Raw genomic sequence first — 23,044 nt, 5'->3', positions numbered from 1 at the left:
ACTGTGCCACACACCACCGACAACCGCCCGTTCGGCTCGTCGGACTCTGTCGCCGTGCTTGTCTCGGGTCACGGCACCCGATGGGAGGCAAGCCAATTAGAGAGCACACCAATACCGACGGGAGGCAGCCGCATGAGGGAGCATCCCATCGGGTACCTGGATCGAATACTGGCCGGGATCCGATCCCGACACCAGTCTCCAACTAGCCGATGAGCGGATGTCAAACGCCGAATTTTGCGACGGCTTGCGCGGTCACCGGCGTGAAGAGGTTGATCAGGTTGCCGTCGGGATCGCGGAACAGCAACGACCGGTTCCCCCACGGCATCGTCGTGGGCTCGTTGACGAAATCCTCGACCGCATCCCGCAACCGCCGGTAATCGGCATCGACGTCGGGGACCAGGAATTCGATGATCGCGGTGTGGTTATCGGCTGGGCGCGCGCTGCCTGCCGCGAACAGCGCCACGGTGCGGGTGCTTCCGATCGCGAGGGTGCCGGCCGCTGTGACGATTTCGGCGAAATCCGGTGTAGCCCAGGTTGCTTCGACACCGGTCACGTGCTGATAGAAGCTGACCAACCGGTGGATGTCATCGGTGATCAGACGGATCGAGACGAGCTTCATCGCGTACTCCTGCTGTCGGATGTGGCGGAAGTTCCGCCGCCGCATGCCACAGTAGAGTCGATACCGGACAGTTTCCGCCCGGTATAGATGCGAGAATTTCCCGATGACGCGCCCCACCGCCCGAGTGCTGGCCCTGCTCGAGCTGTTGCAGGCCGGCGGCACCCATACCGTCGGTGAACTCGCCGGACGTCTCGGTGTCGATGAACGCACCGTCAGGCGATACGTCACCCATCTCACCGACCTGGATATCCCCGTCCGATCGGTGCGGGGCCGCTACGGCGGCTACCAGCTCGCCCCCGGATACCGCATGCCGCCGCTGATGCTGACCGACGACGAAGCGGTGGCCGTATTGCTCGGACTCCTCACCAGCCGGTCGACAACTGCCACCTTCGCGGCCGACAGCGCGACGGCCAAACTCCGCCGCGTCCTGCCCGCCCGCCTGACGGCCCGGCTGGACGCACTGATCAACACTGCCGAATTCACCGCCGACGCTCGCCCGGACGTCGCTGTCGAGAGCTCCGTCCTCCTCCTGCTCGCCGAAGCCACCCGCGAACACCGACCGGTCGCAATTGATTACACCGACCGCAACGGGCGGCCCAGCGAGCGAACCGTGCACCCGTACGGGCTCGTAGAGCACTCCGGCCGGTGGTACCTGACGGGACAGGACAGCAGCAGTGACGAACTACGCCAGTTCCGGCTCGACCGCATCACCGCGGTGACCACACTGCCCGGAACGTTCACTCCGCCCCCCGGATTCGAGCCGGCCGCCCACCTGCTGTCCGCACTTGCCACGGCGCCGTACCGGCACGAGGTATCGATCCGAGTGCAGGGCACGCTCACCCAGGTCCGCCCGCTGCTCCCCGCGACGATCGCGACCATGCACGAGATCGCCTCACCGCCCCCTGACACCAGCCCGTGGGTCCGGGTCCGAATCCGGGCCGAACAACTCGACTGGATTCCCCCAGTCCTCGCCGGCCTGAACCGCCCGTTCGTCATTGAACACCCCGACATCCTCAAAGACGCCGTACGCACCCTGGCCCGCCGACTCACCGCCGCCGCCGACGGCCGATGCCAACCCCACGGGTAGCCCCCAGCAGCACGAAGCGTCACCCAGATTGCCGTTGGCTGATCACTATGTCTCGGGCCCGAGCGCCCGGGCCCGCCGCCGAACCACCGCCTGGAATTCGCTGAAATCCATATGCCAGACTCGGTTGCGCTGCGTTGGTGGATCGTGGAACACCCTGCGCCGCAACATTGCCCACGACTTGCGGTCGGCGCGATACCCACAAAGACAAGCACCGCAGGAACGGTGACAACGCCGAGCCACATGTGGGCCCGTGGTGGCCAGCCAGGACAGCGGCGCCACCAAATCTGGAACACGGTCGCAATGGTGGGGCTGCGTTCTGGACGATTCGCTGAACGAGCGGATATGCATGACGTGAGCGCAGATGAACTCGAGATCGGAACCGGAGATGAGTCGCCGGCCGCTCACTGGCAGACCCCAGGTCCCTCCAGTCAGCCGGTTATGAAGGACCCGCCTTCCGCGTAGAGCGCCGCGATGGCGGCTTCTCAAATGGCATCTGTCAGTCCTGTGGGGAAAGGGAAGAACTCCGGGTCAGCAGGAGTTCCGGCTCGAGACAGTAGCGGCGGGTGATGAGGGCTGCGGCGCCACTAGCGACGGCATTACGACCCAGCGGCGAGGCAGCGAGACGGATCTGGCGGTGGGCGGCGGCTAGCACGCCCGCGCCGAGTCCGATGCGTACGCCGGGGGCGAGTTCGTCGAAGAATGTGGAGTAATTGCCGCCGAGCACGATGGTCCCGATGTCGCAGACGTTGACCAGGGATGCGAGCGCGGTGCCCAGAGCCGAGCCCGCGCAGTCGACTGCGGCGCGAGCGCGCCGGTCGCCCTCGCGCAACGCAGGCAGCAGCGAGTCCAGACCCCGCCTGCCGGCGGCGCGGAGAATGGCGTGTAGACCGGCGTATTGCTCGACGCAGCCGTGACTACCACAGGTGCAGCGGCGACCGGCGCGCTCGATGGCGACGTGCCCGAGTTCCCCGGCGAATCCACTGCCGCCACGGTAGAGGGCGCCGCCGATCACGATTCCGGCACCGATGCCGACATCACCGGAGACGTAGACGAAGTCGTCGCCGACCAGACGGTGCGGCCAAACGTGGGCCAAGGCAGCCAGATTGGCTTCGTTGTCCACCGCCACCCACGGCGCTCCGAGCGCTCGGGCCAACCGGTCACCGACGCGGATTCCGGTGAGGCCTGGCACATTCGGCGCGTGCACGACCTCGCCGTCCTGCACGATTCCCGGCACGGCCAGCCCGATCCCGAGCAGGTCGCGACGGGACTCGCCCCGCACCGTGCGGACGAGGTCAGCAAGCCGGTCGACCAGGTCATCGGCGCTGCTACGCCGGTTGTCGGCCTCGATGCGCTGTTCGGATTCGGTCGATCCGTCCAGCCGTTGCACGATCACGGCGACGTGACGCACATTGATCTCCACGCCGACCGCAGCGGGAGCTCCGGCCGATATCCGCAGCGGACGCGAGGGCCTGCCACGCCCGCTGTTCACGAGCTCGTCTTCGATCAGAAGACGTTGCTGTAGTAGCGGTTCCACCAGACTGGCGATGGTGGCCTTGGTCAGTCCGGTGCGCTGGGCCAGTTCGGCCCGCGATGCTGGGCCGTCCAGCATGGCCAGCAGCAGCGACCGTAGATTCCCGCTACGGACCTGCCGCAGGTGGACGGGCCCCGTCGGCAAGGTCATCGCTCGAGATACCGCGATCGCGCGGCCCGGTATCGGTCCCACAGCGCCTGCGACGGCGGGGCATCGAAGCGCTCCAGTGGAGGTTCCGGCCATGCGGGCAACTCGGCTCCTCCGGTGGCAACCCAGGCGGCCTGCCGCGCGGCTCCGTCCGCGACATACTCCCCCGGATCGGGTACGAGCACCGGGACCCCGAACACCGTCGGCGCGATCTCCCGCACCGCGGGCAGCGCGGCGGCACCACCGACCAACCGTACGGCGGGGATTGAAACACCATGTGCCGCTAGCGCTTCCAGCCCCACGGCGATACCGCAGAGCATGCCCTCGACGGCGGCGCGGGCGAAATTGGCCGGAGTCGTGGTGTCGGTGGTGAGACCGTGCAGCGCTCCGGTTGCCTTGGGCAGGTTGGGAGTTCGCTCGCCGTCCAGGTACGGCACGAGCACGACACCCTCAGCCCCGGCAGGCGCCGACAGCGCCAGCTCGCTGAGCCGCGGCAGCGCGATGCCGAGCATCCCGGCGACGGTGTCCAGCACCCGCGCGGCATTGAGGGTGCAGACCAGCGGTAGATGGCGATCGGTGGCATCGGCGAAACCGGCGACGATCCCGCTCGGGTCGGCGGGCCGCACTGCCGAACTGGCCGACACCACCCCCGAGGTTCCCAGTGACACCACCACATCCGTATCGGCGGCGAGTCCCAGCCGAGCGGCCGCATTGTCACCCGCACCAGCCGTCAACCGCAGCCCAGACGCCGCCACCGTGGATTCGTCGGGTGCCAGCACTCGTGGCAGCATCAGATCGCCACGGCCGCAGGCCAACTCGATCAGATCGCGGCAGTATTTACCGGCGCGGGAGTCGAAATAGCCGGTGCCCGAGGCATCGGAGCGGTCGGTCGTCACCAGTTCCGGACCGCCGCCACGCAACCGCCACGTGAGCCAGTCGTGCGGCAGGCAGACCGCCGCCGTCCGGGCGAGATTGTCGGGTTCGTGCTCGGCCAGCCAGCGCAGCTTGGTCACGGTGAACGATGCCACCGGGACCGATCCGGTGCGTTCCGCCCAGGCCGCCGCACCGAGTTCGGCGACCAGATCCCGCGCCGCGTCGGCGGACCGAGTGTCGTTCCACAGCAGCGCGTCTCGCACCACCCGGCCCGACTCGTCCAGACACACCAGCCCGTGCTGCTGTCCGGCGATGCCGAGAGCGGCGACATCGTCGAGACCACCCGCGTCGGCGACCGCGTGCTGCAACGCCGACCACCAGTGCTCCGGATCGACCTCGGTTCCGGATGGATGCGATGCGCGACCGGTCCGCTTCAGCCGCCCGGTCTCGGCCTCGCGGATGACGACCTTACATGATTGGGTAGAGGAGTCGATCCCGGCGACCAGAGTCATGCGATCACCGCGCACCGAGTAGGTGTTCCAACGCCAGCTGGTTCAGCCGGACGAATCCGTACCCGCGCTGGGCGGCCTTGTCAGCGTCGAACTCGGCCAGCGCCGGATCGGCCAGCAGATCAGCGTGGGTTTCGCCGGGCGCGAGCGTCGGGGTGCGCAGATCGGTGACCCTCGATTCCGAAATGGCTTGCTGCACTTCCGGATCGGTGCGGAAGGCCAGGGCACGCTCCTTCAGCAGCAGATAGGTCCGCATGTTGGCCGCGGCCGAATCCCACACGCCCGCAGTGTCCTCGGTGCGCGAGGGCTTGAAGTCGAAGTGCCGGGGTCCATCGTAGGCGGGTGCGCCGTCCGGCCCGCCGTTCTCCAGCAGATCTACCAGGCTGAAGGCGTTCATCAGATCGCCGTGCCCGAATACCAGGTCCTGATCGTATTTGACGCCGCGCTGGCCGTTGAGGTCGATGTGGAACAGCTTGCCCTGCCACAGCGCCTGAGCGATAGCGTGCGCGAAGTTCAATCCCGCCATCTGTTCGTGTCCTACTTCGGGATTGACCCCGACCAGCTCCGGATGCTCCAGCGTGGCGATGAACGCCAACGCGTGCCCGACGGTCGGCAGCAGGATGTCGCCGCGCGGCTCGTTCGGCTTGGGTTCTATGGCGAAGCGCAGGTCGTAGCCGCGGTCGTGCACGAATGCGGTGAGCAGGTTGAGGCTTTCGCGGTAGCGGTCCAGCGCCGCGCGCACATCCTTGGCGCTGTCGTACTCCGCGCCTTCGCGCCCGCCCCACAACACATAGGTGCGCGCGCCGATGTCGACCGCCAGCTCCACATTGCGCAGTACCTTGCGCAGCGCGAACCGGCGCACGTCCCGGTCGTTGCTGGTGAACCCGCCGTCCTTGAACACCGGATGAGTGAAGAGATTGGTCGTGACCATCGGCACGACCAGTCCGGTGTCGGATAGCGCTTTCCGCAGCCGTTCGATCTGCCGCTGTCGTTCGGCGGTGGACGCGCCGAACGGGAACAGATCGTCGTCGTGGAAGGTGAGGCCGTATGCCCCCAGCTCCGCGAGCCGGTGCACCGCGTCGACCGCGTCCAGCTCCGGTCGGGTGGCATCCCCGAAAGGGTCTCGGCCCCGCCATCCCACCGTCCACAACCCGAACGAGAACTTGTCCGCAGGGGTTGGCGTCACCATAATCGACCCTCTTTTGTTCAGACATTGAACTAATGCGCTTTCGAGCGTAGTCGCAACCCGCGCGAAGTGCGGGGCTGACCACTGAATTCATTGTTCGACAACGGGATTCATGGATCGGATGCGAATCACGTGGCGATGGTTGAGGCCGATGCCGAATCGGTGTGTCGGACGGATGGTTTCGCGCATCGCCCGCACAGCGAGCTCGTGCCCCAGCAGCAGATGGTGCGCGGCCGCCAGCGCGCCGTGGCCCTCACGAGCGTCGGGCATGTGACGTCCCTCCCGTACCCGTCGACCGCGCAGGGATACGGCTCGTTCAGCGTGGTCCAGAAATCCACCACGGCGCCGAGTTGCCCGTGCACGAGGGTGGCATACCCCGCGAAGCGGTACGCGGTGTCGCATACCGGCCAGCCGCCCGCGTCCTCGAGCGCTTGGGGCACATCCCAGTGGTAGAGGGTGAGGAACGGCTGGCCGTCGGACTGCCGAATGCGATTGCCTCGCTGTACAACTGTCACAACCCGTCGCTGATCACCAGCCGGCTCACCGCGGACGCGCAACGCGTGTTCCTGGTCGACCGAAACAGATTGTGGTCGTGGTGTTCTCGCTATGGACAGTGTCCGGCATCACCTTCCCGATCACCTGCAACTGGCAGCAGGCCACATTCCGACAAACGCCGTCATGCACGTCCTCGTGTCGCTGGCGGTGTGCGGCGCGCTGGCATTTCGTCGCGCACTGAGCCCTAACGGATCGCCAGGACAGTCGACGCCCGCTCGAGCCTGCCGCCAGCCAGCTGATTCCTTGCGCGGTCCCCCCACATCCAGTCCCCTACTTCTCCGGGGAGGCAGGGACTGCGCGGCATCGACGCTAGCGTGCGTTCTGCCTTGGGATGCCGCCTCGGAGAAGTTCATGCACCGATGGTGTGTCTGTGGTGAGCCAGAGTCGAAGTAGATGCCGTCGGCAACCGGGGTCGTCATGATCTGTGTACTGTTCGCGCGAGTGCAGCACCGTGCTGTTGTTGAGCAGCTGGATATCACCTGGATGGAAGTCCATTTGGATATAGAAGGCCGGATCGTTGGCGATGGTCTCTACCAGACTGAGCGCTGCTGACTGGTCATCGGTGAGCCGGGGCGCACTCGAATGGTGTTGCGAGTCACGGATGTACCAGGCGATGAAGAAGAGCCGGGGCACCCGGCCGAGATCAGTGAAGGGCGCAAGCTCGAAGAACGGTGCTTGTCCCGGGCTCTCCTCGCCGTTGCGGGACCATGGCATCGGCTGGTACATGACGTCGACCAGGTGCGGGGCCCGGTGCAGCATCTCGTTGTAGACGGCGTGCGCGCTGACGATCTTCGACTCGCCGCCCGTCCTGGCCGGATGTAGGCACAGCAGTCCGACTAGGTCGGAACCGTCGCTGTGGAAGTCCTGCCGCAGATTGGTCCGGTACTTACGGACGCCAGCTCCCGCCATGCTTCGCTCGTCGCGGATGTGTGTGATGACGTTGGCGTCGCGGTCCTGCCCTACGGGCTGGCCGAGCAGTGTTCCCAGTCCGAGGTATGCGTGCTCGATCTCGGGTTCGGTGAGTGCGTCGGTCGGGAAGTTGCGCAGCCGGATAAACCCCGGTCCGTCGTTGAGCAGATCCGTCCAACGGGCCACCGCGGGGCCGAACTGGTGGGACAGGACTTGGCTCGCGCCGCCACGACCGTAGTCGATCAAGGCTTGCCGGTCGTCGGCGGACAGGTCGAAGGACCAGGCGGTCTCGTCGGGGAAATCGGCCGGCGTCCACACCGACGGCGAATCGGTTGCAACGAACGTTCTCATAGAACTACTCCTTTCGATGGTGCTGTTTATTGCCTGTAATGCCCCGCTACGTTCAGCAGCAGGAGACCAAGCCGCGTGACGCCTGCGACGCGGCGATGTGAGCCCGGTACGCGGTGCCGTCGGTCGAGGTCACCCGGCCGCCGCGTACCAGTTGGTTCTTGGGGAGTGTGTCGGTCATCGCGATCGCTCGAGGTCGGTCCGCGTGGAGAGTTTGCCGAGGTGGCGGGTGAGGTAGTAGGCGTCGCGGCCGACCCCGCGCAGCGAGTTCGATGACGGGCTGCGCTGCCATTCCAACCCGAGATAGCCCAGGCCCGGGTGGGTGGTGGAGATGCCCTTTCGGTGTCGGGGTGCTCCGGTGTCGGTGAGGGCTCCGGTCCCGGCTAGGTACGGCAGATGCGGGGTGTAGCCGGTGGCGAGGATGATCGTGTCCACGCCGGTGCGGGTGCCGTCGGCCCAGATGACGCTGTCACCATCGAGAGTGGTGAACATGGGTCGGCGTGAAGGTTTTTCGGCGGCGAGGGTGGCGCGGTAGCGGGCGGTGTCGAGTACTGGTTGCGTTGGCGCGTTTTTCAGCAGGTGGCCGATGGGGAGGGTGTCGAAGCCGGTGATGGTGAACCAGAAGTGCACGTCGCGCCCGAGGGGCCGCTGGGGTAGGAACTTTACCGGGTTGCGGGAGGCGAGCGTTGTGGTGGCGTGGTCAGCTAGCTCGGCGGCGATTTGCACCGCTGAGTTTCCAGCGCCGACGACGATCACGTGTTGTCCGGCGAACTCTGCTGGTGTCCGGTAGTTGCTGACGTGCAGGATGTTTCCGGTGAACTGGTCCTGTCCAGGCAGTCTCGGGGCTCTGGGCGTGCCGAACGATCCGGTGGCCGCGATCAGCCGGGGCGCGCGGAAGGTGGCGCCGGTGACGGTGTGCGCGGCGAAGACGTGCCCGTCGTGATCGACAGCGTCCACCCGAGAGTTGGTGTGGATGTCGGCATCGAGCTGGGCAGCATAGCTACGCAGGTAGTCGACGACCTCGTCACGCCGCGGATATCGGTCGGGGTCACCGGAAAACGAAAGTCCGGGCAGTGCACTGTATTTGGCGGGTGAGAACAGGGTGAGGCTGTCGTAGTACTGCGGCCAGGAGCCGACGGGTTCGGCACCGGCCTCGACAACAGCGACGGTGAGTCCGCGCTGGCGCAGGTGGTGGGTGGCTGCGAGGCCGGATTGACCGCCGCCGATGACGATGGCGTCGTAGTCGATGCTCACGGTGGGGTGTCCTTCTGGGTCATGTGGTTTCGGGTTGGCGGGGTGCAGTGGCGGCGGCGAGGATGAGGTAGGTGTGGGCGTAGCTGCCGGTCCAGGACGTCAGTGCGGTTCCGGCCCATGATGCAAGCGCCATGATGATGACGATGGGTGCGGATATCAGGCCGTTGGTCATCGCAGCCATCAGCGGGCCGGTGTGGTCGCGAGGCTGATCAGCTGCGGTGCTGGGGCAGCGCAGCATCCGCCATCTGACGCAGTGGAAGCGTTGTCGGGTTCGTCGAAAACTCCTGCGCCGCCACAGACTCCGGTTTCGGGCAAGGTCAGCTCGACCCGGGTGGCGGATTCGTGATCACCGGCCAGCGCGGCGGCGATCGAGCGGACCTGCTCGTAACCGGTCATCGCCAGGAACGTCGGAGCACGCCCGTAGCTCTTCATCCCGGCCAGGAACACATTCGGCTCCGGATGTGAAAGTTGCTTCACCCCATGCGGATACACGGTGCCGCAGGAATGCACGTTCGGGTCGATCAACGGCGCGAGCTCGACCGGTGCCTGCAGTACCAGGTCGAGGCCGAGACGGATTTCCGACAGCCACGACAGGTCGGGGCGGAACCCGGTCAACACCACCACCCGATCCACGCCCTCGATGCGCTGCCCGGCATCCGATACCAGCACCAGTCCGCCAGCGTCGGGTTCGATTGCGGCGGTGCGGAATCCGGTGACCACGTTCAGATGGCCCTCATCGACGGCCTGCTCGGCCCGCAATCCGAGAGCGCCACGAGCTGGGAGCTGGTCGGCCTCGCCACCGCCGAAGGTGGAACCGACCTCACCGCGGCGCAGTACCCAGCTGATCCGCGTCCCCGGCGCATCTTTCGCCACCCCGGCCAAGGCGATGATCGCGGTCAGCGCGGAATGACCGCTGCCTACGATCACGGTGTGCTTCCCGGCGTGGCGGGCGCGGACCGAGTGGTCGGCGAGGTCGGGCACGCGGTAATCGATGAGGTCGGCTGCCGCGCTCTCACCGAGAGCGGGCAGTCCTTCGCCGCCGAGCGGGTTGGGGCTGCCCCAGGTACCCGAGGCATCGATCACCGCTTGCGCGAGCACCCGCTCCTCCCGACCATCAGCGCGGCGGATGTGCACCGATAACGGCTCGCCCTCGCGTCCGGCATCGACAACCCGGTCCCGGCCGCGCCGTGCTACGCCCACCACCTCGGTGCCCAGTCGGACGGTGTCCGCGCCCAGGGCGCCCGCGAGCGGAATGAGGTAGTCGTTCGCCCACTCGCTACCCGTCGGATACGCATCCACGTTCGGAGCGACCCAGCCGGTGGCCTCGAGCAGACGCCGCCCGGCCGGGGCCACGAGCTCATCCCAACGGGAGAACAACCGCACGTGATTCCACTGCGATACCGCCGCGCCCGCGGTTTCACCGCGTTCGAACACCAACGGCCTCAGACCGCGTTCCCGCAGCTCAGCGGCTGCGGCCAGGCCGATCGGTCCGGCTCCTACTACGACGACGGGCAAGTCGTTCATCACCACAATCCTTTCATCGACGATTATCGATCAACTGCTATGAACTTTATCGACAGTCATCGATGAAACGCAACCATCGATGAACGTCGATATAGTGGTGGTATGACTTCGCTGGAAATGCCGGTAGTGCGTACGGTCACCGCCGGTCGGGTGGACGCCCTGTCGGTGGACGACGCCACCACCTACGCGGGATGGTTCGCCTGCCTGGCCGATCCGACGCGGGTTCGGCTACTGCATCAGGTCGCCACCCGCTCGACGGGCATCACCGTGGGCGAGTTGGTCGAGGCGCTGGGCATCGGACAGCCCACGGTCTCCCATCATGTCCGCAAGCTGGCCGATGTCGGGTTCGTCAGCGTCCACAAGAACGGCACCTCCACGATCGTGATGATCAACCCGACCTGCTGCACCGGCCTGCCACATGCCGCTGACGCGGTCATGGGCGTACTCACCCAGCGCCCGTGCTGCCCGGCGGATCTGCCCGCCGATGTGTCCGTGCGCGCGATGGACGACGGCGACTGGGACGATGTGCTGCGCATCTACGGCGAGGGGATCGCCACCAAGATGGCCACTTTCGCCACCGAGGTTCCCGACCAGGAAACCCTCGACGCCCACTGGCTTCCCGAGCATCGCTGGGTCGCCGAGATCGACGGCGAAGTGGTCGGTTGGGCCGCCCTGGCCCCGGTGTCCTCTCGCGACTGCTACCAGGGTGTCGCGGAGAACTCCGTCTACGTCGCGGAGGGCATGCGCGGTCGCGGCATCGGTAAGACCTTGCTGCACAAGCAGGTCATCGCCGCCGACGCGGCGGGCCTGTGGACCCTGCAGACCGCGATCTTCCCGGAGAACCGCGCCAGCATCGCGCTGCACCACTCCGCGGGCTACCGCACCGTCGGCGTGCGCGAACGCATCGCCCGGCTCGACGGCGTGTGGCGCGACACCGTTTTCCTCGAACGCCGCAGTCCCGTTCGCTGACAACTGATCTCGATAGCCCGGCCGTTCGCGTGAGTGCGGCGAGGTTCAGTTGTCGGCGATGGTGCTCGTATTGCCTGTCCGGGTAGCGGTGGATGTCGGCGAGGGTCATGTAGTCACAAAAGTAGGGATCCCAGCGGGTCGGGTAGTGCATCCCGCGCGCGCTGGAGTGATCGCTGTAGCGCGCTGATGACGCGGTCGAGTTCAGCGCCCATTCGCTGCCGGTTGTAGAACCGGGCCGCCAGGCAGGACCCGTAGTAGTTGATCAGATGGAACGGTCGTGTGCCGCCTCGAGGAGGCGAGCGATGCCAAGGCCACCCGGAACCTGCCTCCACGCGATCGCGCGAAACCCATTGAACAGCATCGTCTTCGGAGACACCGAGCACTTCCCGGGCGGGGTTGGCGCGGGCGACGCCGGCGGGCGTCGTCGACCCTGACACGGTGCACGATGCAGCCGCGCCAACTCATTGAGGATTGGGCGTCAGGCACTGCGGGGGTAGCGGAAACCAGCGCAGCGCTTCGAAGTGCGATGGCAGGCCGGTGGGACCATCGGGGACCTTCTCGGGGCGGGCCGCGAACAGGGTGCGGGCCTCGTATAAGTGATCGGCCAACGCGGCCTCGTCGAGAGTCTCGTGGTCCGTCGAGTAGTGCAGAGTGCCAGCACTATCGTAGAAGAGATCTGTCAGGCGCAACGGGGGCAGGCGAGTCCCCCCACGGTGGCGCCACAGGCCGGTGTCCGGACTGAAGACGTAGTCGGTGAGGAGACGGTTGCCGAATGAGGCCAATAACTCCACAGCCTCGATCAGATAGTCGCGCACGGTGTCGGAGATGAAGTAGTTGAAGTTGATCCGTGTCCAGCCGGGTTTGATTCCCTCACAACCCAAAGCGATTTCGTCTCGGTAGGCACGCGAATTCTGCGCATCAATGGCCAAGAGCCGATGCCCGTACGGGCCCGCGCAGGAGCAGCCGCCGCGAGCTTGGATGCCGAACAAGTCGTTGAGCAGGGCTACAACATAGTTGTGGTGCAGGTAGCGATCCACGCCTGACCGGACTCGGAAGGACACGATGGACAGTCGTCTGGCATGCGGGTGACCGAGGATTTCGATATTCGGGTGATCGCGCCACCGGGCAAAGGCATGACCCCACAGCCGCTGTTCCCGTTGCTCGATGAGGTCGCTACCGACGGCGTCTTTGAGCGCGAAGACCAGCCCGGCCCGGATCGACTCGATGATCGCCGGGGTTCCGCCCTCTTCCCGGGCCACAGGATCATCGAGGTACCGGTGCCCGATTGGGTCCACGAACGCCACCGTGCCCCCTCCCGGCACGGTGGGCACGGCGTTGCGCACCAACTCACGACGGACCACGAGGACGCCAGGCGTCTGAGGCCCGCCGACGAACTTGTGCGGAGAGAGAAAGATCGCATCCTTATGGTCGCCACGACCAGGAGCGCTCTCCCGCACCCGGATCGGAACATAGGGGCCTGCAGCAGCGAAGTCCCAGAAAGACAACGCGCCGTGCTCATGAAGCAGGGCGGCGATCCGATCGGTGTCCGATAAGACTCCGGTGACGTTGGAGGCGGCAGAGAAGCTACCGATTCGCAGCGGTCGGTCCGCGTAGTGGATCAGCCGGTGCGCGAGTTGTCCCTGGTCGATCTGACCGCAAGCGTCTTCGTCGATCACCACCAGATCGGCGATGGACTCCCGCCATGGCAACTCGTTGGAGTGGTGTTCGTAGGGGCCGATGAACACCACCGGCCGCTGCGAATCGGGGATCCGCCCACCCCACTGGTAGCGCGCGGCCAGCCCGGACGGCACGCGGAGCTCGAGAATGCCGATCAATTTGTTCACCGCCGCCGTTGCCCCGGACCCGCAAAAGATCACCAGGTCATCCTCGGTGCCGCCAACCGCGTCGTGGATGATCTGGCGTGCGTCCTGCCGCAGCTGTGAGGTCTGCAATCCGGTACCGGAGCTTTCGGTGTGGGTGTTGGCGTATCGCGGTAACACTTGCCTGCGGATGAAGTCCTCGAGAAAATCCAGCGAACGCCCTGAGGCGGTGTAGTCGGCGTAGGTGATCCGGCGCCGACCATAGGGTCCGTCCAAGACCTCGCCATCACCGATAACCCCTTGCCGAACCCGCTCGAGCAACGGTGAGGTGGGTACCGGCGCCGACCGGACATCCGCGCTCCCGGTCACCGTATCCATGCGGTCCCTCCTTCCATCGCGGGTAGCCAGCACCCCACATACAGCCAGCGTGCCCCTGGGCCATGCGCCGCGCCAGGGCCATTGGTCTTCTAGGACATGCGAGCCGGGGAAGCGCCGGGAAGCTCCCGACGGATTCGCCGCCGTAAACGATCTCATCGAGGGCCCTGGGTGCCCTGAAATGCGGGTAGCTACCGCCCGCCGCTCGGAGAGATCCACCACCAGCCGGGTAGGTACCTCCGCGCCGTGAAGCTTCTACCAACAGCGGATACCTCAGAGCGCATCGCCGAACACGAGCCGGGGACACCGATGTACCTGATACATACCGTCGAGGGCGAACCGCGGTCACGTGTCATCTGCGAGGTGTACCGCGACCGCCAGGCATTCGAGGAGCGCCATCGACAGCCGCACATGGTGTTACCGGGCCGAGTGGACATGGGTAAGCGACGTTTGGACCACAGCTGTCTCGAGGTGCCAGCCCCGGCGCAGCGTCGCCTTCCCTTGTGCCGCACGCAGGTTGCGCACCCGGTTCACCGTTCCATAGGACTCGACCAGATATCGTCGGCCGTTTTGTTCGAACACTGCCAGTGGCGTCTGGATCGCGCGGCCGGTACGTCGTCCGGGCACGGTGAGGACATGGAAGGTCCACATCGGCAATCCGGCGCGTATCACGGTCCGCATCCATGAGTTGGATGCCCTGACGCCCCACCCCGCTCGATACGGCTTGGCCATGAAATCGAGCGTTCACTTGTCGGAACCAGCCGCGTTCACACACCAGGCCGAATCGGCCCCGGCCGCCCACTCCGCTGATCAGGAACTCTGTCGTTTGGTTTGGTCCACTGTCCAGGCCGCGATCTGAGCGCGGGAGTTGAATCCGAGCTTGGTCAGGATATGTTCGACATGACCGTCGGCAGTGCGTTGCGCGATCACCAGCTCGGCGGCGATCTGCTTGTTGGTCAGTCCCTGGGCGACGAGGTCGGCGACCTGGCGCTCACGTTTGGTCAATTTCGCGGAGGCACCCGACGCGGGGGCCGCATCGGTGGGTTGTTCCCCGAGCGCGTATGCAATAGCGGCATCCATACCCATCCCCCGGCCTTGCCGAACGGCCCCCTCGAATCGGCGAGCGCCGAGGGTCTGACGCGTCGTCCGCTCGCATTCCTCGTGAAAGCGCGACATGTTCCGCAGGACTGCCCGCACACTGCTGCCCACCAGCCATTTCCCTTGGGCTGCCCCGAGTAATACCGCCGCTCGCTCGGCGTCGCCCTGGTCGGCGGCGGTCCAGGCCAGCGCCTCGAGGCTGAATGCGGTGAACACCGGACTATTCGGCCGTCGGTTGATTCGCAATGCCGACGCGAGCAACCGTTGGGCGCGGTCCCGTTCGCCTTGCAGCCATGCCGCAACGCCCAAGCCGCGCAACGCGGCCGAACGATAGAGCAATTCGCCTTGCGCTTCGGTGATGGAAAGTACTCGGCGATAATGCTCGGTCGCTCGGATCATGTTGCCGCGCAGTTCGTATGACCAGGCGAGGATGGTCAGAGCACTGATGTAGAGCTCTCCGGTCTGGTTCGAGCTGAGCAGCTCGACAGCTCGTTCCAGGGAGGAGGACGCGTCGGTCGCCGCGCCGCCGGCCAGCGCGATGATGCCGGCAGCGTAGGCGAGCTGTCCCTCGATGGCTGGGGTCGAGGACTGTTCGGCGAGCAGTCGTCCCTCCTCCAGAAGGGCGGCGGCAGCCTGGAAATCCCCCTGCGGCGCGGCGACCTCGCACGCGGCGCGTAGCGCACTGATGCGGTCGGTTGCCGATTGCGCGCCGGGGTGGGCGAGCACCCGGTCGAGCCAGGTTCGGCCTTCCCCGTACAGGCCGCGAAGGCTCCAGAATTCGTGCAGCGCGGCGGCGATTCGCAGCCCGGCTTCGGCCGCCTCGTCGGTGTCCTCGGAAAGGCAGGATTCGAGCGCGTCACGCACGTTGGGTAGCTCGCGCTCGAGGCGGGCGATCCAGTAGGGCTGCCGATCGCTGATCCACCCGGCTTGGGCGTCCAGCACCAATTGTTGGTACCAGTCGCGGTGCCGTCGGCGCAGCTCGGTGTCTTCGCCGGATTCCCGCAGCCGTTGCAGACCGTAGTCACGCATCGTCTCGAGCATTCGGAAACGCACGATGGTGTGCGATTCCTCCCGGATCAGAATCGACTTGTCCACCAGAGAGGACAGCACATCGAGCGGGCTGTGCGGCGCCAGGCCGACACCGCATACCTGTTCCGCGGCGTCGAGTTCACAACTCATGGCGAACACCGACAACCGGGCCCACAGGCGCTGCTCGGCCGGAGTACACAACTCGTAGCCCCAGTCGACACACCATCGCAACGTCTGCTGCCGGGTCGGCGCGGTACGACTGCCACGGGTGAGCAGCGCGTACCGATCATCGAGGCGTTGCAGAATCTGCTCGGGTGACATCGCGCGCATCCGAGCCGCCGCCAGCTCGATCGCCAGCGGCAACCCATCCAGCCGGGCGCAAATCCGAGTCACGGCAGCCTTATTGTTTTCGTCGAGTTCGAAGCCCGGCACGGCAGCCGCAGCGCGCTCGGCGAACAGGGTCACCGCGTCGAAACGGGGCAGCCCCGTCAGCGCCGGCGCCCAGTCCTGATCCGGGACCGTCAACGGCGCCACACGCAGCACCGCCTCACCCGCGGTATTCAGCGCTTCCCGGCTGGTGGCGAGAATCCGCAATTCCGGGCAGCTCCGCAGCAACGCCTCGCTCAACTTCGCCACGGCTTCCACCATGTGCTCGCAGTTGTCCAGAACGAGCAATATTTCCCGCGAGCCCAGAAATTCGACGAGAACATCACGCAAACGACCTGGCGCCTCGTCCCGCAAACCCAGGGTGGCCGCCACGACATCGACCAGGAGCGCGGCATCGGAGACCTCGGCCAGTTCGACCAACCACACCCCGTCGGCGAAATCCCGCTGCGCTTGCGACGCGGCCCGCAGTGCCAGCCGCGTCTTGCCGACACCCCCGAGTCCGGTCAATGTGACCATCCGAGACGTGGACAGCAGATTCTTCACCGCTGACAACTCGGTGCGTCGGCCGACGAAACTGGTCAGCTCGAGCGGCAGATTGCCACCACTGCCCCCAGCGACCGCTGCCAGCAGCGGGCGCCGTTCCCCCATCGGTGGCTCCTGGCGCCGATGCTCGAGAACCGAATCGGACCGCCGGCCCGTGACCCCGACCGAGAAACCATGGCGCTGCTGCACCTGTCGAATGCTCTCACCCAGACCCGCCGCAGAAGGCCGTTCGTGCGAATCACGGCTCATCGCGGTTTCCACCAGCGCCGACACGTCGTCGGGGATACCGCTGTCCCACGGGTCCGGCAACGGCTGGGTGGTGATCCGCAGAAACTGTGTCACCACGTCCTCACCACGACGACGCTGGAATGCGGCATGGCCGGTCAGCGCACAGAACAGGGTCGCGCCGAGTCCGTACACATCCGCGGCCGCCGTCGGCGTATCCCCGTCCAGTACCTCCGGGGCGGTGAATGCCGGTGATCCGGTGACGATGCCCTCGGCCGATTGGAATCCACCGGTGATGTGGGCAATCCCGAAATCGGTCAAAGCTGGCTCACCGTAGTCGGTGAACAGGATATTTCCCGGCTTCACGTCCCGATGCACGATGCCGAGGCCATGCGCGACCTCCAGCGCGCCGGCGATCTTCACACCCATCGACAGCGCCCTCTCCAGAGGAAGCGGACCGTGTTCGCGGATCCACGCATCCAGGGAATCGAGCGCGTGATACGGCATCACGAGGTAGGGACGCCCGCTGACGGTGGCACCGGCCTCCAGCACGGTGACGATGTTCGGATGCCCGGTCAAGCGGCCCATCGCCCGCTGCTCCCGGACGAACCGCGCCCGGTTGTCTTCGTCCAATTCCGTGGTCGACATCTTCACCGCCACCGTCCGGTCCAGCGCGACCTGCCAGCAGCGATACACCACCCCGAAACCACCTCGGCCGATCTCGACCGCATCCTCGAAACCGGCTGCGGTCAACTCCACCGTGGCGGGCGTTGCCACCTCACGGCGCGTGCGCAGCGGATCGTCCTCGGTCATCGGCCAAGTGCGATCCAACCAACATGTCTCCGAACACCGGGCAACATGCGCTCAACCTTTCGCCTTGCTCAGCGTATCGCCAACGAAGGTGAAGGACCGCCCGTCGGCATCGCGAGGTGCGGGTCCACATGGCCGAATCGATCAGGGACTTCACCACCCGTCGAGGGCCTTGCTACACGAACGGGAAACGGCCCGATAACACCACGAGATAGCGCCTCGGGCGCCTCGATGACGCACGACGCTCGGAAAAATAGGTATGCCCCCGGGCATTCGACCGTCGCCGGAACGCCCTGGAAGGAACACGCTGGAGCGAAACCTGTCCGCACCGTTCCCACCGAGGCCTCCATGTACGCACACGATCCGGAGCGCACAGACAACGTCAGCGACGACGGTGCACGGCGCGCGGAAGGCACGTTGATGATCCGGCGTTGCGCGGACTGCGACAAGCTGTTTGCGCCGCTGACGGCAGAGTGTTCATCCTGCGTATCCGAGGCGCTCGAGTGGGTGCCCTCGTCCGGCGCCGGTTCGATTGTGTCCTGGCGGGTGGTCGATCGTGCCGCGACCGGCAGGCGCGACGAACTGATGCCGTTGACGATCGCCATCGTCGAACTCGACGAGGGCCCCTGGGTCTACACAGCCATCGACGGGGAAGTCCCCCTGCTCCCGGCCGGGCCGGTGCGAGTGCAGTATCAGCCGAATCCCAAGCACAACCGATTCCCGGTCTTCACGGTCAATGCTGATCCGCGAAACTCGGTGCGCGTGTCCCGCACCTCCGCATACGAGTGATCGGAACAGTGCCGAGTAGAGCGCGATCTTGTCTTCTGGTGCGCCCGCGTTCAGCACGGCGGGCATATCGCCGAGTGCGTCGATCAGTTTGTTGATCTGGGTGGTGGTGAGTATGACCGTGTGCGGGATCTGATCGAATTCGCTTTGGGCGATGGCCTTTTCGGCTTGGGCGTTCATGGCTTCGATCAGAGCGAGTGGGTCTATGCCTGCCTCGGCGTCTCGGTGCCGTTGCAGCTTGGTCTCGGTGGCGCTGATCTTGGCGCGGAGCATCTCCCGGCGCGTGTTGCCGTCATCGCTGTCTTGGGCCTGGAGCAGCCTTTCGACCGCGTGGTCGCGGTTGCGCTGTCGATCCCTTCTCTGCCAGGTAGGCACACGATTGAAGGTTTCGCTTTACTGTCCTGCCCATATCACTGAAAAGCCCCAACTGACTGTTCAGCGATACCTTTTAACTTTATGAATGTTGCCAACGAGAACCTGATGATCGAACTCAGCATGGCCGAGCTGCGCGAGATTGCGGGCTATGCCGTGGCCTGCGCCGAGCCCACCCTGACAATCTTCGACCGCGACTGTCCGGATGATCCGCGCGCTCGGGCGGTGCTCGACGAGGTACGCCGGTTCGCCGCCGGAGGCAAGCGTACGAAAGCGATACGTGTGACCGCGTTCGACGCGCACCGGGCCGCACGGGCGGCTCGAGAGAAGGGACTCGAGGCCGCAGCCGACGCGGCGCGCGCCGCTGGTAACGCGGGAGGGGCTGCATATCTGCATCCGCTGGCAAAGGCGACCCAGGGCGGGCACATCCTCATGTCGGCCGCCCATGCGGCTCGAGCATTCGAGCTCGAAGCCGGCGACAACCCTGACGTGGGAAGCGATTACATCAAGATGGCGGCAGATCTGGCCAGCCCGATAGTGGTGAACGTCCTGATGCGATACCCGAACGCCCCCAGCGGCCGCGGCCGCGTAGGACACCTCTGGCGCGAACTGGACGCCTCGCTGCGGCGGCTCGCAACTCGACGTCAACCGATCGGCACCTCTGACCGAGGCACACCGACGAGCTAGGTCGAGCCCACCCTTTCCAGCTCCGACCGCCCTGCGCCGAGTGCACCCTTCGGCTCTGTTCGACGGGTGGTTATCGCGGTGAGGGTGTTGTCGTCAGTGAGCAGTTTGTCGATGGTCGTGGCGATCTGTAGGTCCGGCCGGAGGTCGACTCGGCCCGTCATCGGTGCGATATACACCGAACGTATACCGACCGACGGGTCACGATATGGATCGGTCCCGGATGCGGATTCACCCTCGTTACCAGGCCATTCGTCCGTGAACGGAACGGGAGTGGTGGACATGCGACTGGCCGCTGAGCAGCGATCGTGTCGGACCTTCGCGGCATAGTGGCGGTCATGTGATCCCGACGCGCACCGCGGCCGGGGCGCTACCGGTCCCCGGACGTCCACGGGTACCGCAGCTTGTCACTCGCCGAAGGCTCATGTTGGGCGTCGGCGTCACAGCACCACCGCCTCGAGGATCTGTCCTGACGGCGGTGCTTTGCTGGTCCGCGACGCGGCTGGGCCGTCGGCAGGCAATGCCCACCGACGGCCCAGCCGCACCAGCCGTCAGACGTAGGTATAGGGCAGTGGGTTGCTGGTGCCGTCCAGCTCCACGGTGACGGTGACGTCCACCGTGCCTGTCCCCGTAGGGGAGATGGCCGTGATCTGGGTGTCGGAGTCGATGGTGAATGTGGTTGCCTTGGTACCGAACCGCACGGTCAACGGACCGACATTACTGAACCCGGAGCCGGTGATCACCACCGAGCTGAAGACCGTTGCCGGGCCGGAAGAGGGTGTCAGGGAGGTGAGAACAGGTGCCATGGTCCGACTCCAAGCCGAAATAGTATGAAAAGGGTTATCCTGCAACGGATGCCGATCTTGCTGCGGCAACCGCCGTATATCCATTAACCCTCCGGCGCCGGCCCGTCGGCAACGGATCCACAGTACGTTCTCTTCCGGTTTTGCCCGGTTCGACCAGGTGATTCGCGGTGCCGGGGTCGGGACAACTCCCCCACACCGGTCCGCGAGGTGGCAGTAGGCAGGCCGGCGGCGTATATCCGGTGTGGCAGAAAGCTGGTGCCAGGCAACGGATATCGGCATTGCGCGACCCGTGTGGTCATCGCAGGGCCGTCGGAAGGGCAGTGGAAGGATCGCCGCAATCACGCATGCCGGAATGTGCACTCGGTACCGCTGAATGTGCCCCTTCGCAGAGAGCGGCACCGGATCCGGTGCGGCCCAACCAATCCCGCGCCGGGACTCGAGAGTCCACCGATGGTGTTTGCGTCAGATAGGACCGAACACTCCGAACAAACCGAGTATGAACAGGACGGATCCCAGGAAGATCGCGATGAGGTGGGGAAACATGACGTGGGCGAACAGATGCGTCACACCCCTGCCCGTCGGTAACTGATTCGGACCGGTGGGTTCGATCGCTGCTACTCGCTGCGGTGTTGTCATCGTAGTGGGCATCGGTCCGGAGACGGGACGAATCAAGTAGTGGTGTATTCAGCCAACTATCGGGCGTTGGCAGACGACCCGTGCAGCGCGCGACATCCGCGGCCGAGGCGAACGGTGCGCCACGGACTCAATGGAAGGCGCGCGGGCGCAGGGTGCGCGCGGCGATAGGTAACTGCATCAGATGCGAATGTGCCTGCAGAATCAGCAGATAACTGCCGGTCTCGGTGAAGAACTTCTCGGCAGCCAGATCGTCCTTGATCGTCGAATGGATGCCATAGTTACGGCCTGCCGGACCTGCCCAGCGAAAACCAGCAGCGCGTCTGCCGAGGCCTTCCCGGCAGGCAGGTTCGCAGCACGCACCGTCCGCTCGAACTGTCAGCGTCACCGCCGCCGACGAGGCCTCGACGTGCTGGCGCCGTATTGCCCTACTAGCGCGATGCCGACTCCGATCATGAAGACCACGAATCCGTTTGTGGCATCGTTCATGTGCCCTGGCGTGTGCTGGGCAATCGCGATCGCGGCGATCGCCCAGCCGATCACTCCGATTGTCGTGCCGATCCAGATCAGGACTCTGCTCCAGAGAGGTGCTCCCGACAGATCGCCCGGAGCGGGGGAATCGTAGGTGGTGTTATAGACGTCTTCACCAGCAGTCAGGCCATCTCCGCCGGTGACGATTCGGCTACCGTGGGTGGCGGTGTTGATGATGGTCGGGCCGTTGATCCGGTCGAGTCTGTCTCGGAGTTGGGCGATTTCGCGGGCGAATTCCGCGTCGGCGGATGCCGCGCGTTCAATCGCGTCGGCAAGTTGACGGCGTGCTGCCATGCTGTTCGGATTTCGGTCGAGGTCGTCGAGCGCGCGTCGTCCCAGTCTGCGGGTGACCGCGCCGGTGAGGGCGGTCAGTCCTTGATCGAGTGAACGGTCCACGAGCCGTCCACCTGCTGCCCCCAGTGCCGCAGCCACATATGCGGCAACGACCATTCCGTCGATCATGTCAGCATCCTCCCAAGCCGCCCCGGCAACATAATCATCTCATCGAACGAACCACATGCGGCGTTTCGAACATTCCGACCGAAAAATCAGCTCACCGGGTTTCAGTACGGTCTCGCGGTAGCGGAACGCATGCCAGGAGTTGGATACGATCGCGCACCGTAGATATTGAAAACCCTTACCCGCAGCATGTTTTCACTTGATGCGCGGAAATGCCTTCACCTAGCTGTCTGCCAGTAAACCGCTGCGTTTGTTTCCCAACTCGAACTTTCCCACTGCGGATCCCACTCGTCGCGCGATGTTCTGGTCGGCCCGCAGCACAGCAGGGCGGCTGAGACTCCAGACGCTTCCTGCCTACCGGCGGCGTCTAGGTGTCGACGTTCTCGCGCCGAGCTCGGCGAAGGTCATGAGGATACCGCCGATGAGGAAGAACGGCAGCAAGTTGAACTGCTCTGACACCGACCCGCCTTGGGACATGCCGATCAGACCGCCGGCGAAGCCGATACCGACGAACACCAAGCCGATCCACAACAGTGCCTTGGTCCAGGTCGGAGCTCGGGACAGATCTTCATCCGATGCTATGTCGTATGTGGTGTTGTGAATGCTGCCCCCGGCCGTGATGCCTCTGCTGCCGGTGACGATCCGGCTGCCGTGGGTCGCGGTGTTGACCACGGTTCCGCCGTTCAGTCTGTCGAGCGTGGCGTACAAAGCCGCGAGTTCGCGGGCGAATTCCGCGTCGGCGGATGCCGCGCGTTCGATCTGATCGGCGAGCTGGCGGCGTGCGGCCATGCTGCGCGGATTCCGGTCGAGGTCGTCGAGTGCGCGCCGTCCTAGCCTGCGTGTGACCGTGCCGGTGAGAGCGGTCAACCCTTGATCCAGCGATCGGTCCACGGCCCCACCGCCTGTGGCTCCCAACGCAGCGGCCACGTAAGTGGCAACGCCCATTCCGTCGATCATGTCAGCTTCTTCCGCAGC

23 protein-coding genes and 1 pseudogene are annotated in these 23,044 nt (G+C 65.6%); 5 read left to right on the top strand and 19 right to left on the bottom strand.

The features are described from left to right. Window positions 1–220: 220 nt before the first annotated feature. Complete coding sequence (locus ACQP2D_RS20785) at window positions 221–619, bottom strand: VOC family protein (protein WP_433685377.1); 399 nt, start codon at window positions 617–619, stop codon at window positions 221–223. Window positions 620–722: 103 nt separating this feature from the next. Here ACQP2D_RS20785 and ACQP2D_RS20780 point away from each other — a divergent pair, with 103 nt between their 5' ends. After that, window positions 723–1,706, top strand: coding sequence for a helix-turn-helix transcriptional regulator (locus tag ACQP2D_RS20780; RefSeq protein WP_433685376.1), 984 nt, complete (start codon window positions 723–725; stop codon window positions 1,704–1,706). Window positions 1,707–2,202: 496 nt separating this feature from the next. Here the strand turns inward: ACQP2D_RS20780 and ACQP2D_RS20775 are convergent, their stop codons facing one another. From ACQP2D_RS20775 to ACQP2D_RS20730, 10 genes and pseudogenes are all read right to left on the bottom strand, one after another. Beyond that, window positions 2,203–3,387: an ROK family protein gene (locus ACQP2D_RS20775; protein WP_433685375.1), complete on the bottom strand. Its 1,185-nt coding sequence runs from the start codon at window positions 3,385–3,387 to the stop codon at window positions 2,203–2,205. Next, window positions 3,384–4,769, bottom strand: coding sequence for a xylulokinase (gene xylB, locus ACQP2D_RS20770; RefSeq protein WP_433685374.1), 1,386 nt, complete (start codon window positions 4,767–4,769; stop codon window positions 3,384–3,386). The genes ACQP2D_RS20775 and xylB overlap by 4 nt, the downstream gene beginning before the upstream one ends. A gap of 4 nt (window positions 4,770–4,773) precedes the next feature. Further along, window positions 4,774–5,955: a xylose isomerase gene (xylA, locus tag ACQP2D_RS20765; RefSeq protein WP_433685373.1), complete on the bottom strand. Its 1,182-nt coding sequence runs from the start codon at window positions 5,953–5,955 to the stop codon at window positions 4,774–4,776. 87 nt (window positions 5,956–6,042) lie between these two features. Next, the gene (locus tag ACQP2D_RS20760) at window positions 6,043–6,222 is read right to left on the bottom strand and encodes a hypothetical protein (protein WP_433685995.1); all 180 of its coding nucleotides are present in this window, start codon (window positions 6,220–6,222) and stop codon (window positions 6,043–6,045) included. A 50-nt stretch (window positions 6,223–6,272) separates the two neighbouring features. Beyond that, window positions 6,273–6,392, bottom strand: a pseudogene (locus ACQP2D_RS20755) (family 1 glycosylhydrolase); the annotation flags it as partial. A gap of 424 nt (window positions 6,393–6,816) precedes the next feature. Further along, window positions 6,817–7,767 (bottom strand): TauD/TfdA family dioxygenase, encoded by a 951-nt coding sequence (locus ACQP2D_RS20750; protein ID WP_433685372.1) that lies wholly within the window; start codon window positions 7,765–7,767, stop codon window positions 6,817–6,819. Between the two features lie 52 nt (window positions 7,768–7,819). After that, entirely contained in the window at window positions 7,820–7,945 is a 126-nt protein-coding gene (locus ACQP2D_RS20745) for a hypothetical protein (RefSeq protein WP_433685371.1), read from the bottom strand. Further along, entirely contained in the window at window positions 7,942–9,018 is a 1,077-nt protein-coding gene (locus ACQP2D_RS20740; RefSeq protein WP_433685370.1) for a flavin-containing monooxygenase, read from the bottom strand. Before ACQP2D_RS20740 ends, ACQP2D_RS20745 begins: the two co-directional genes overlap by 4 nt. A 19-nt stretch (window positions 9,019–9,037) precedes the next feature. Then, window positions 9,038–9,190, bottom strand: a complete 153-nt coding sequence (locus tag ACQP2D_RS20735) for a hypothetical protein (protein ID WP_433685369.1) — start codon at window positions 9,188–9,190, stop codon at window positions 9,038–9,040. Between the two features lie 8 nt (window positions 9,191–9,198). Then, a complete protein-coding gene (locus ACQP2D_RS20730; protein WP_433685368.1) occupies window positions 9,199–10,542 on the bottom strand; it encodes an FAD-dependent oxidoreductase in 1,344 nt (447 codons plus the stop codon). A 102-nt stretch (window positions 10,543–10,644) separates the two neighbouring features. On the opposite strand from ACQP2D_RS20730, the gene ACQP2D_RS20725 reads away from it, so the two are divergent. After that, window positions 10,645–11,511: a helix-turn-helix domain-containing GNAT family N-acetyltransferase gene (locus tag ACQP2D_RS20725; protein ID WP_433685367.1), complete on the top strand. Its 867-nt coding sequence runs from the start codon at window positions 10,645–10,647 to the stop codon at window positions 11,509–11,511. 461 nt (window positions 11,512–11,972) lie between these two features. On the opposite strand, the gene ACQP2D_RS20720 is transcribed toward ACQP2D_RS20725, so the two are convergent. From ACQP2D_RS20720 to ACQP2D_RS20710, 3 genes are all read right to left on the bottom strand, one after another. Beyond that, window positions 11,973–13,709: an aminotransferase class V-fold PLP-dependent enzyme gene (locus ACQP2D_RS20720; RefSeq protein WP_433685366.1), complete on the bottom strand. Its 1,737-nt coding sequence runs from the start codon at window positions 13,707–13,709 to the stop codon at window positions 11,973–11,975. A 414-nt stretch (window positions 13,710–14,123) separates the two neighbouring features. Then, complete coding sequence (locus ACQP2D_RS20715) at window positions 14,124–14,387, bottom strand: hypothetical protein (RefSeq protein WP_433685365.1); 264 nt, start codon at window positions 14,385–14,387, stop codon at window positions 14,124–14,126. A gap of 129 nt (window positions 14,388–14,516) precedes the next feature. After that, complete coding sequence (locus ACQP2D_RS20710; protein WP_433685364.1) at window positions 14,517–17,801, bottom strand: protein kinase domain-containing protein; 3,285 nt, start codon at window positions 17,799–17,801, stop codon at window positions 14,517–14,519. A gap of 345 nt (window positions 17,802–18,146) precedes the next feature. Here ACQP2D_RS20710 and ACQP2D_RS20705 point away from each other — a divergent pair, with 345 nt between their 5' ends. The 3 genes from ACQP2D_RS20705 to ACQP2D_RS20695 all read left to right on the top strand — a co-directional run bounded on the left by ACQP2D_RS20705 (window position 18,147) and on the right by ACQP2D_RS20695 (window position 19,643). Next, window positions 18,147–18,587: a Zn-ribbon domain-containing OB-fold protein gene (locus ACQP2D_RS20705; RefSeq protein ID WP_433685363.1), complete on the top strand. Its 441-nt coding sequence runs from the start codon at window positions 18,147–18,149 to the stop codon at window positions 18,585–18,587. Window positions 18,588–18,707: 120 nt separating this feature from the next. Beyond that, window positions 18,708–19,001, top strand: coding sequence for a hypothetical protein (locus ACQP2D_RS20700; RefSeq protein WP_433685362.1), 294 nt, complete (start codon window positions 18,708–18,710; stop codon window positions 18,999–19,001). A 39-nt stretch (window positions 19,002–19,040) separates the two neighbouring features. After that, entirely contained in the window at window positions 19,041–19,643 is a 603-nt protein-coding gene (locus ACQP2D_RS20695; protein ID WP_433685361.1) for a putative immunity protein, read from the top strand. On the opposite strand, the gene ACQP2D_RS20690 is transcribed toward ACQP2D_RS20695, so the two are convergent. From ACQP2D_RS20690 to ACQP2D_RS20670, 5 genes are all read right to left on the bottom strand, one after another. Beyond that, the gene (locus tag ACQP2D_RS20690) at window positions 19,640–19,804 is read right to left on the bottom strand and encodes a hypothetical protein (protein WP_433685360.1); all 165 of its coding nucleotides are present in this window, start codon (window positions 19,802–19,804) and stop codon (window positions 19,640–19,642) included. The genes ACQP2D_RS20695 and ACQP2D_RS20690 overlap by 4 nt on opposite strands. Before the next feature lie 387 nt (window positions 19,805–20,191). Continuing rightward, the gene (locus tag ACQP2D_RS20685; RefSeq protein WP_433685359.1) at window positions 20,192–20,446 is read right to left on the bottom strand and encodes an IPT/TIG domain-containing protein; all 255 of its coding nucleotides are present in this window, start codon (window positions 20,444–20,446) and stop codon (window positions 20,192–20,194) included. A gap of 763 nt (window positions 20,447–21,209) precedes the next feature. Then, a complete protein-coding gene (locus ACQP2D_RS20680; RefSeq protein ID WP_433685358.1) occupies window positions 21,210–21,467 on the bottom strand; it encodes a hypothetical protein in 258 nt (85 codons plus the stop codon). After that, window positions 21,464–22,072, bottom strand: a complete 609-nt coding sequence (locus ACQP2D_RS20675; RefSeq protein ID WP_433685357.1) for a hypothetical protein — start codon at window positions 22,070–22,072, stop codon at window positions 21,464–21,466. Before ACQP2D_RS20675 ends, ACQP2D_RS20680 begins: the two co-directional genes overlap by 4 nt. A 351-nt stretch (window positions 22,073–22,423) precedes the next feature. Continuing rightward, the gene (locus ACQP2D_RS20670) at window positions 22,424–23,026 is read right to left on the bottom strand and encodes a hypothetical protein (RefSeq protein WP_433685356.1); all 603 of its coding nucleotides are present in this window, start codon (window positions 23,024–23,026) and stop codon (window positions 22,424–22,426) included. Between the last annotated feature and the right edge of the window lie 18 nt (window positions 23,027–23,044).

The organism is Nocardia sp. CA-119907 (assembly GCF_050955995.1).
Classification (GTDB): domain Bacteria; phylum Actinomycetota; class Actinomycetes; order Mycobacteriales; family Mycobacteriaceae; genus Nocardia.
Note: the sequence above shows the minus strand (reverse complement) of the source record. Positions and strands in the feature narration are given on the sequence as shown.

Bases quoted from the DNA above. Each gene is read 5' to 3' on its own strand.
- ACQP2D_RS20695 (WP_433685361.1), top strand. From the start codon at position 19,041: ATGAATGTTGCCAACGAGAACCTGATGATCGAACTCAGCATGGCCGAG.
- ACQP2D_RS20670 (WP_433685356.1), bottom strand. From the start codon at position 23,026: ATGATCGACGGAATGGGCGTTGCCACTTACGTGGCCGCTGCGTTGGGA.
- ACQP2D_RS20750 (WP_433685372.1), bottom strand. From the start codon at position 7,767: ATGAGAACGTTCGTTGCAACCGATTCGCCGTCGGTGTGGACGCCGGCC.
- ACQP2D_RS20710 (WP_433685364.1), bottom strand. From the start codon at position 17,801: ATGACCGAGGACGATCCGCTGCGCACGCGCCGTGAGGTGGCAACGCCC.
- ACQP2D_RS20685 (WP_433685359.1), bottom strand. From the start codon at position 20,446: ATGGCACCTGTTCTCACCTCCCTGACACCCTCTTCCGGCCCGGCAACG.
- ACQP2D_RS20720 (WP_433685366.1), bottom strand. From the start codon at position 13,709: ATGGATACGGTGACCGGGAGCGCGGATGTCCGGTCGGCGCCGGTACCC.
- ACQP2D_RS20705 (WP_433685363.1), top strand. From the start codon at position 18,147: ATGTACGCACACGATCCGGAGCGCACAGACAACGTCAGCGACGACGGT.
- ACQP2D_RS20690 (WP_433685360.1), bottom strand. From the start codon at position 19,804: ATGACGGGCCGAGTCGACCTCCGGCCGGACCTACAGATCGCCACGACC.
- ACQP2D_RS20725 (WP_433685367.1), top strand. From the start codon at position 10,645: ATGACTTCGCTGGAAATGCCGGTAGTGCGTACGGTCACCGCCGGTCGG.
- xylA (WP_433685373.1), bottom strand. From the start codon at position 5,955: ATGGTGACGCCAACCCCTGCGGACAAGTTCTCGTTCGGGTTGTGGACG.
- ACQP2D_RS20735 (WP_433685369.1), bottom strand. From the start codon at position 9,190: ATGACCAACGGCCTGATATCCGCACCCATCGTCATCATCATGGCGCTT.
- ACQP2D_RS20780 (WP_433685376.1), top strand. From the start codon at position 723: ATGACGCGCCCCACCGCCCGAGTGCTGGCCCTGCTCGAGCTGTTGCAG.
- ACQP2D_RS20745 (WP_433685371.1), bottom strand. From the start codon at position 7,945: ATGACCGACACACTCCCCAAGAACCAACTGGTACGCGGCGGCCGGGTG.
- ACQP2D_RS20715 (WP_433685365.1), bottom strand. From the start codon at position 14,387: ATGCGGACCGTGATACGCGCCGGATTGCCGATGTGGACCTTCCATGTC.
- ACQP2D_RS20785 (WP_433685377.1), bottom strand. From the start codon at position 619: ATGAAGCTCGTCTCGATCCGTCTGATCACCGATGACATCCACCGGTTG.
- ACQP2D_RS20675 (WP_433685357.1), bottom strand. From the start codon at position 22,072: ATGATCGACGGAATGGTCGTTGCCGCATATGTGGCTGCGGCACTGGGG.
- ACQP2D_RS20775 (WP_433685375.1), bottom strand. From the start codon at position 3,387: ATGACCTTGCCGACGGGGCCCGTCCACCTGCGGCAGGTCCGTAGCGGG.
- ACQP2D_RS20730 (WP_433685368.1), bottom strand. From the start codon at position 10,542: ATGAACGACTTGCCCGTCGTCGTAGTAGGAGCCGGACCGATCGGCCTG.
- ACQP2D_RS20760 (WP_433685995.1), bottom strand. From the start codon at position 6,222: ATGCCCGACGCTCGTGAGGGCCACGGCGCGCTGGCGGCCGCGCACCAT.
- xylB (WP_433685374.1), bottom strand. From the start codon at position 4,769: ATGACTCTGGTCGCCGGGATCGACTCCTCTACCCAATCATGTAAGGTC.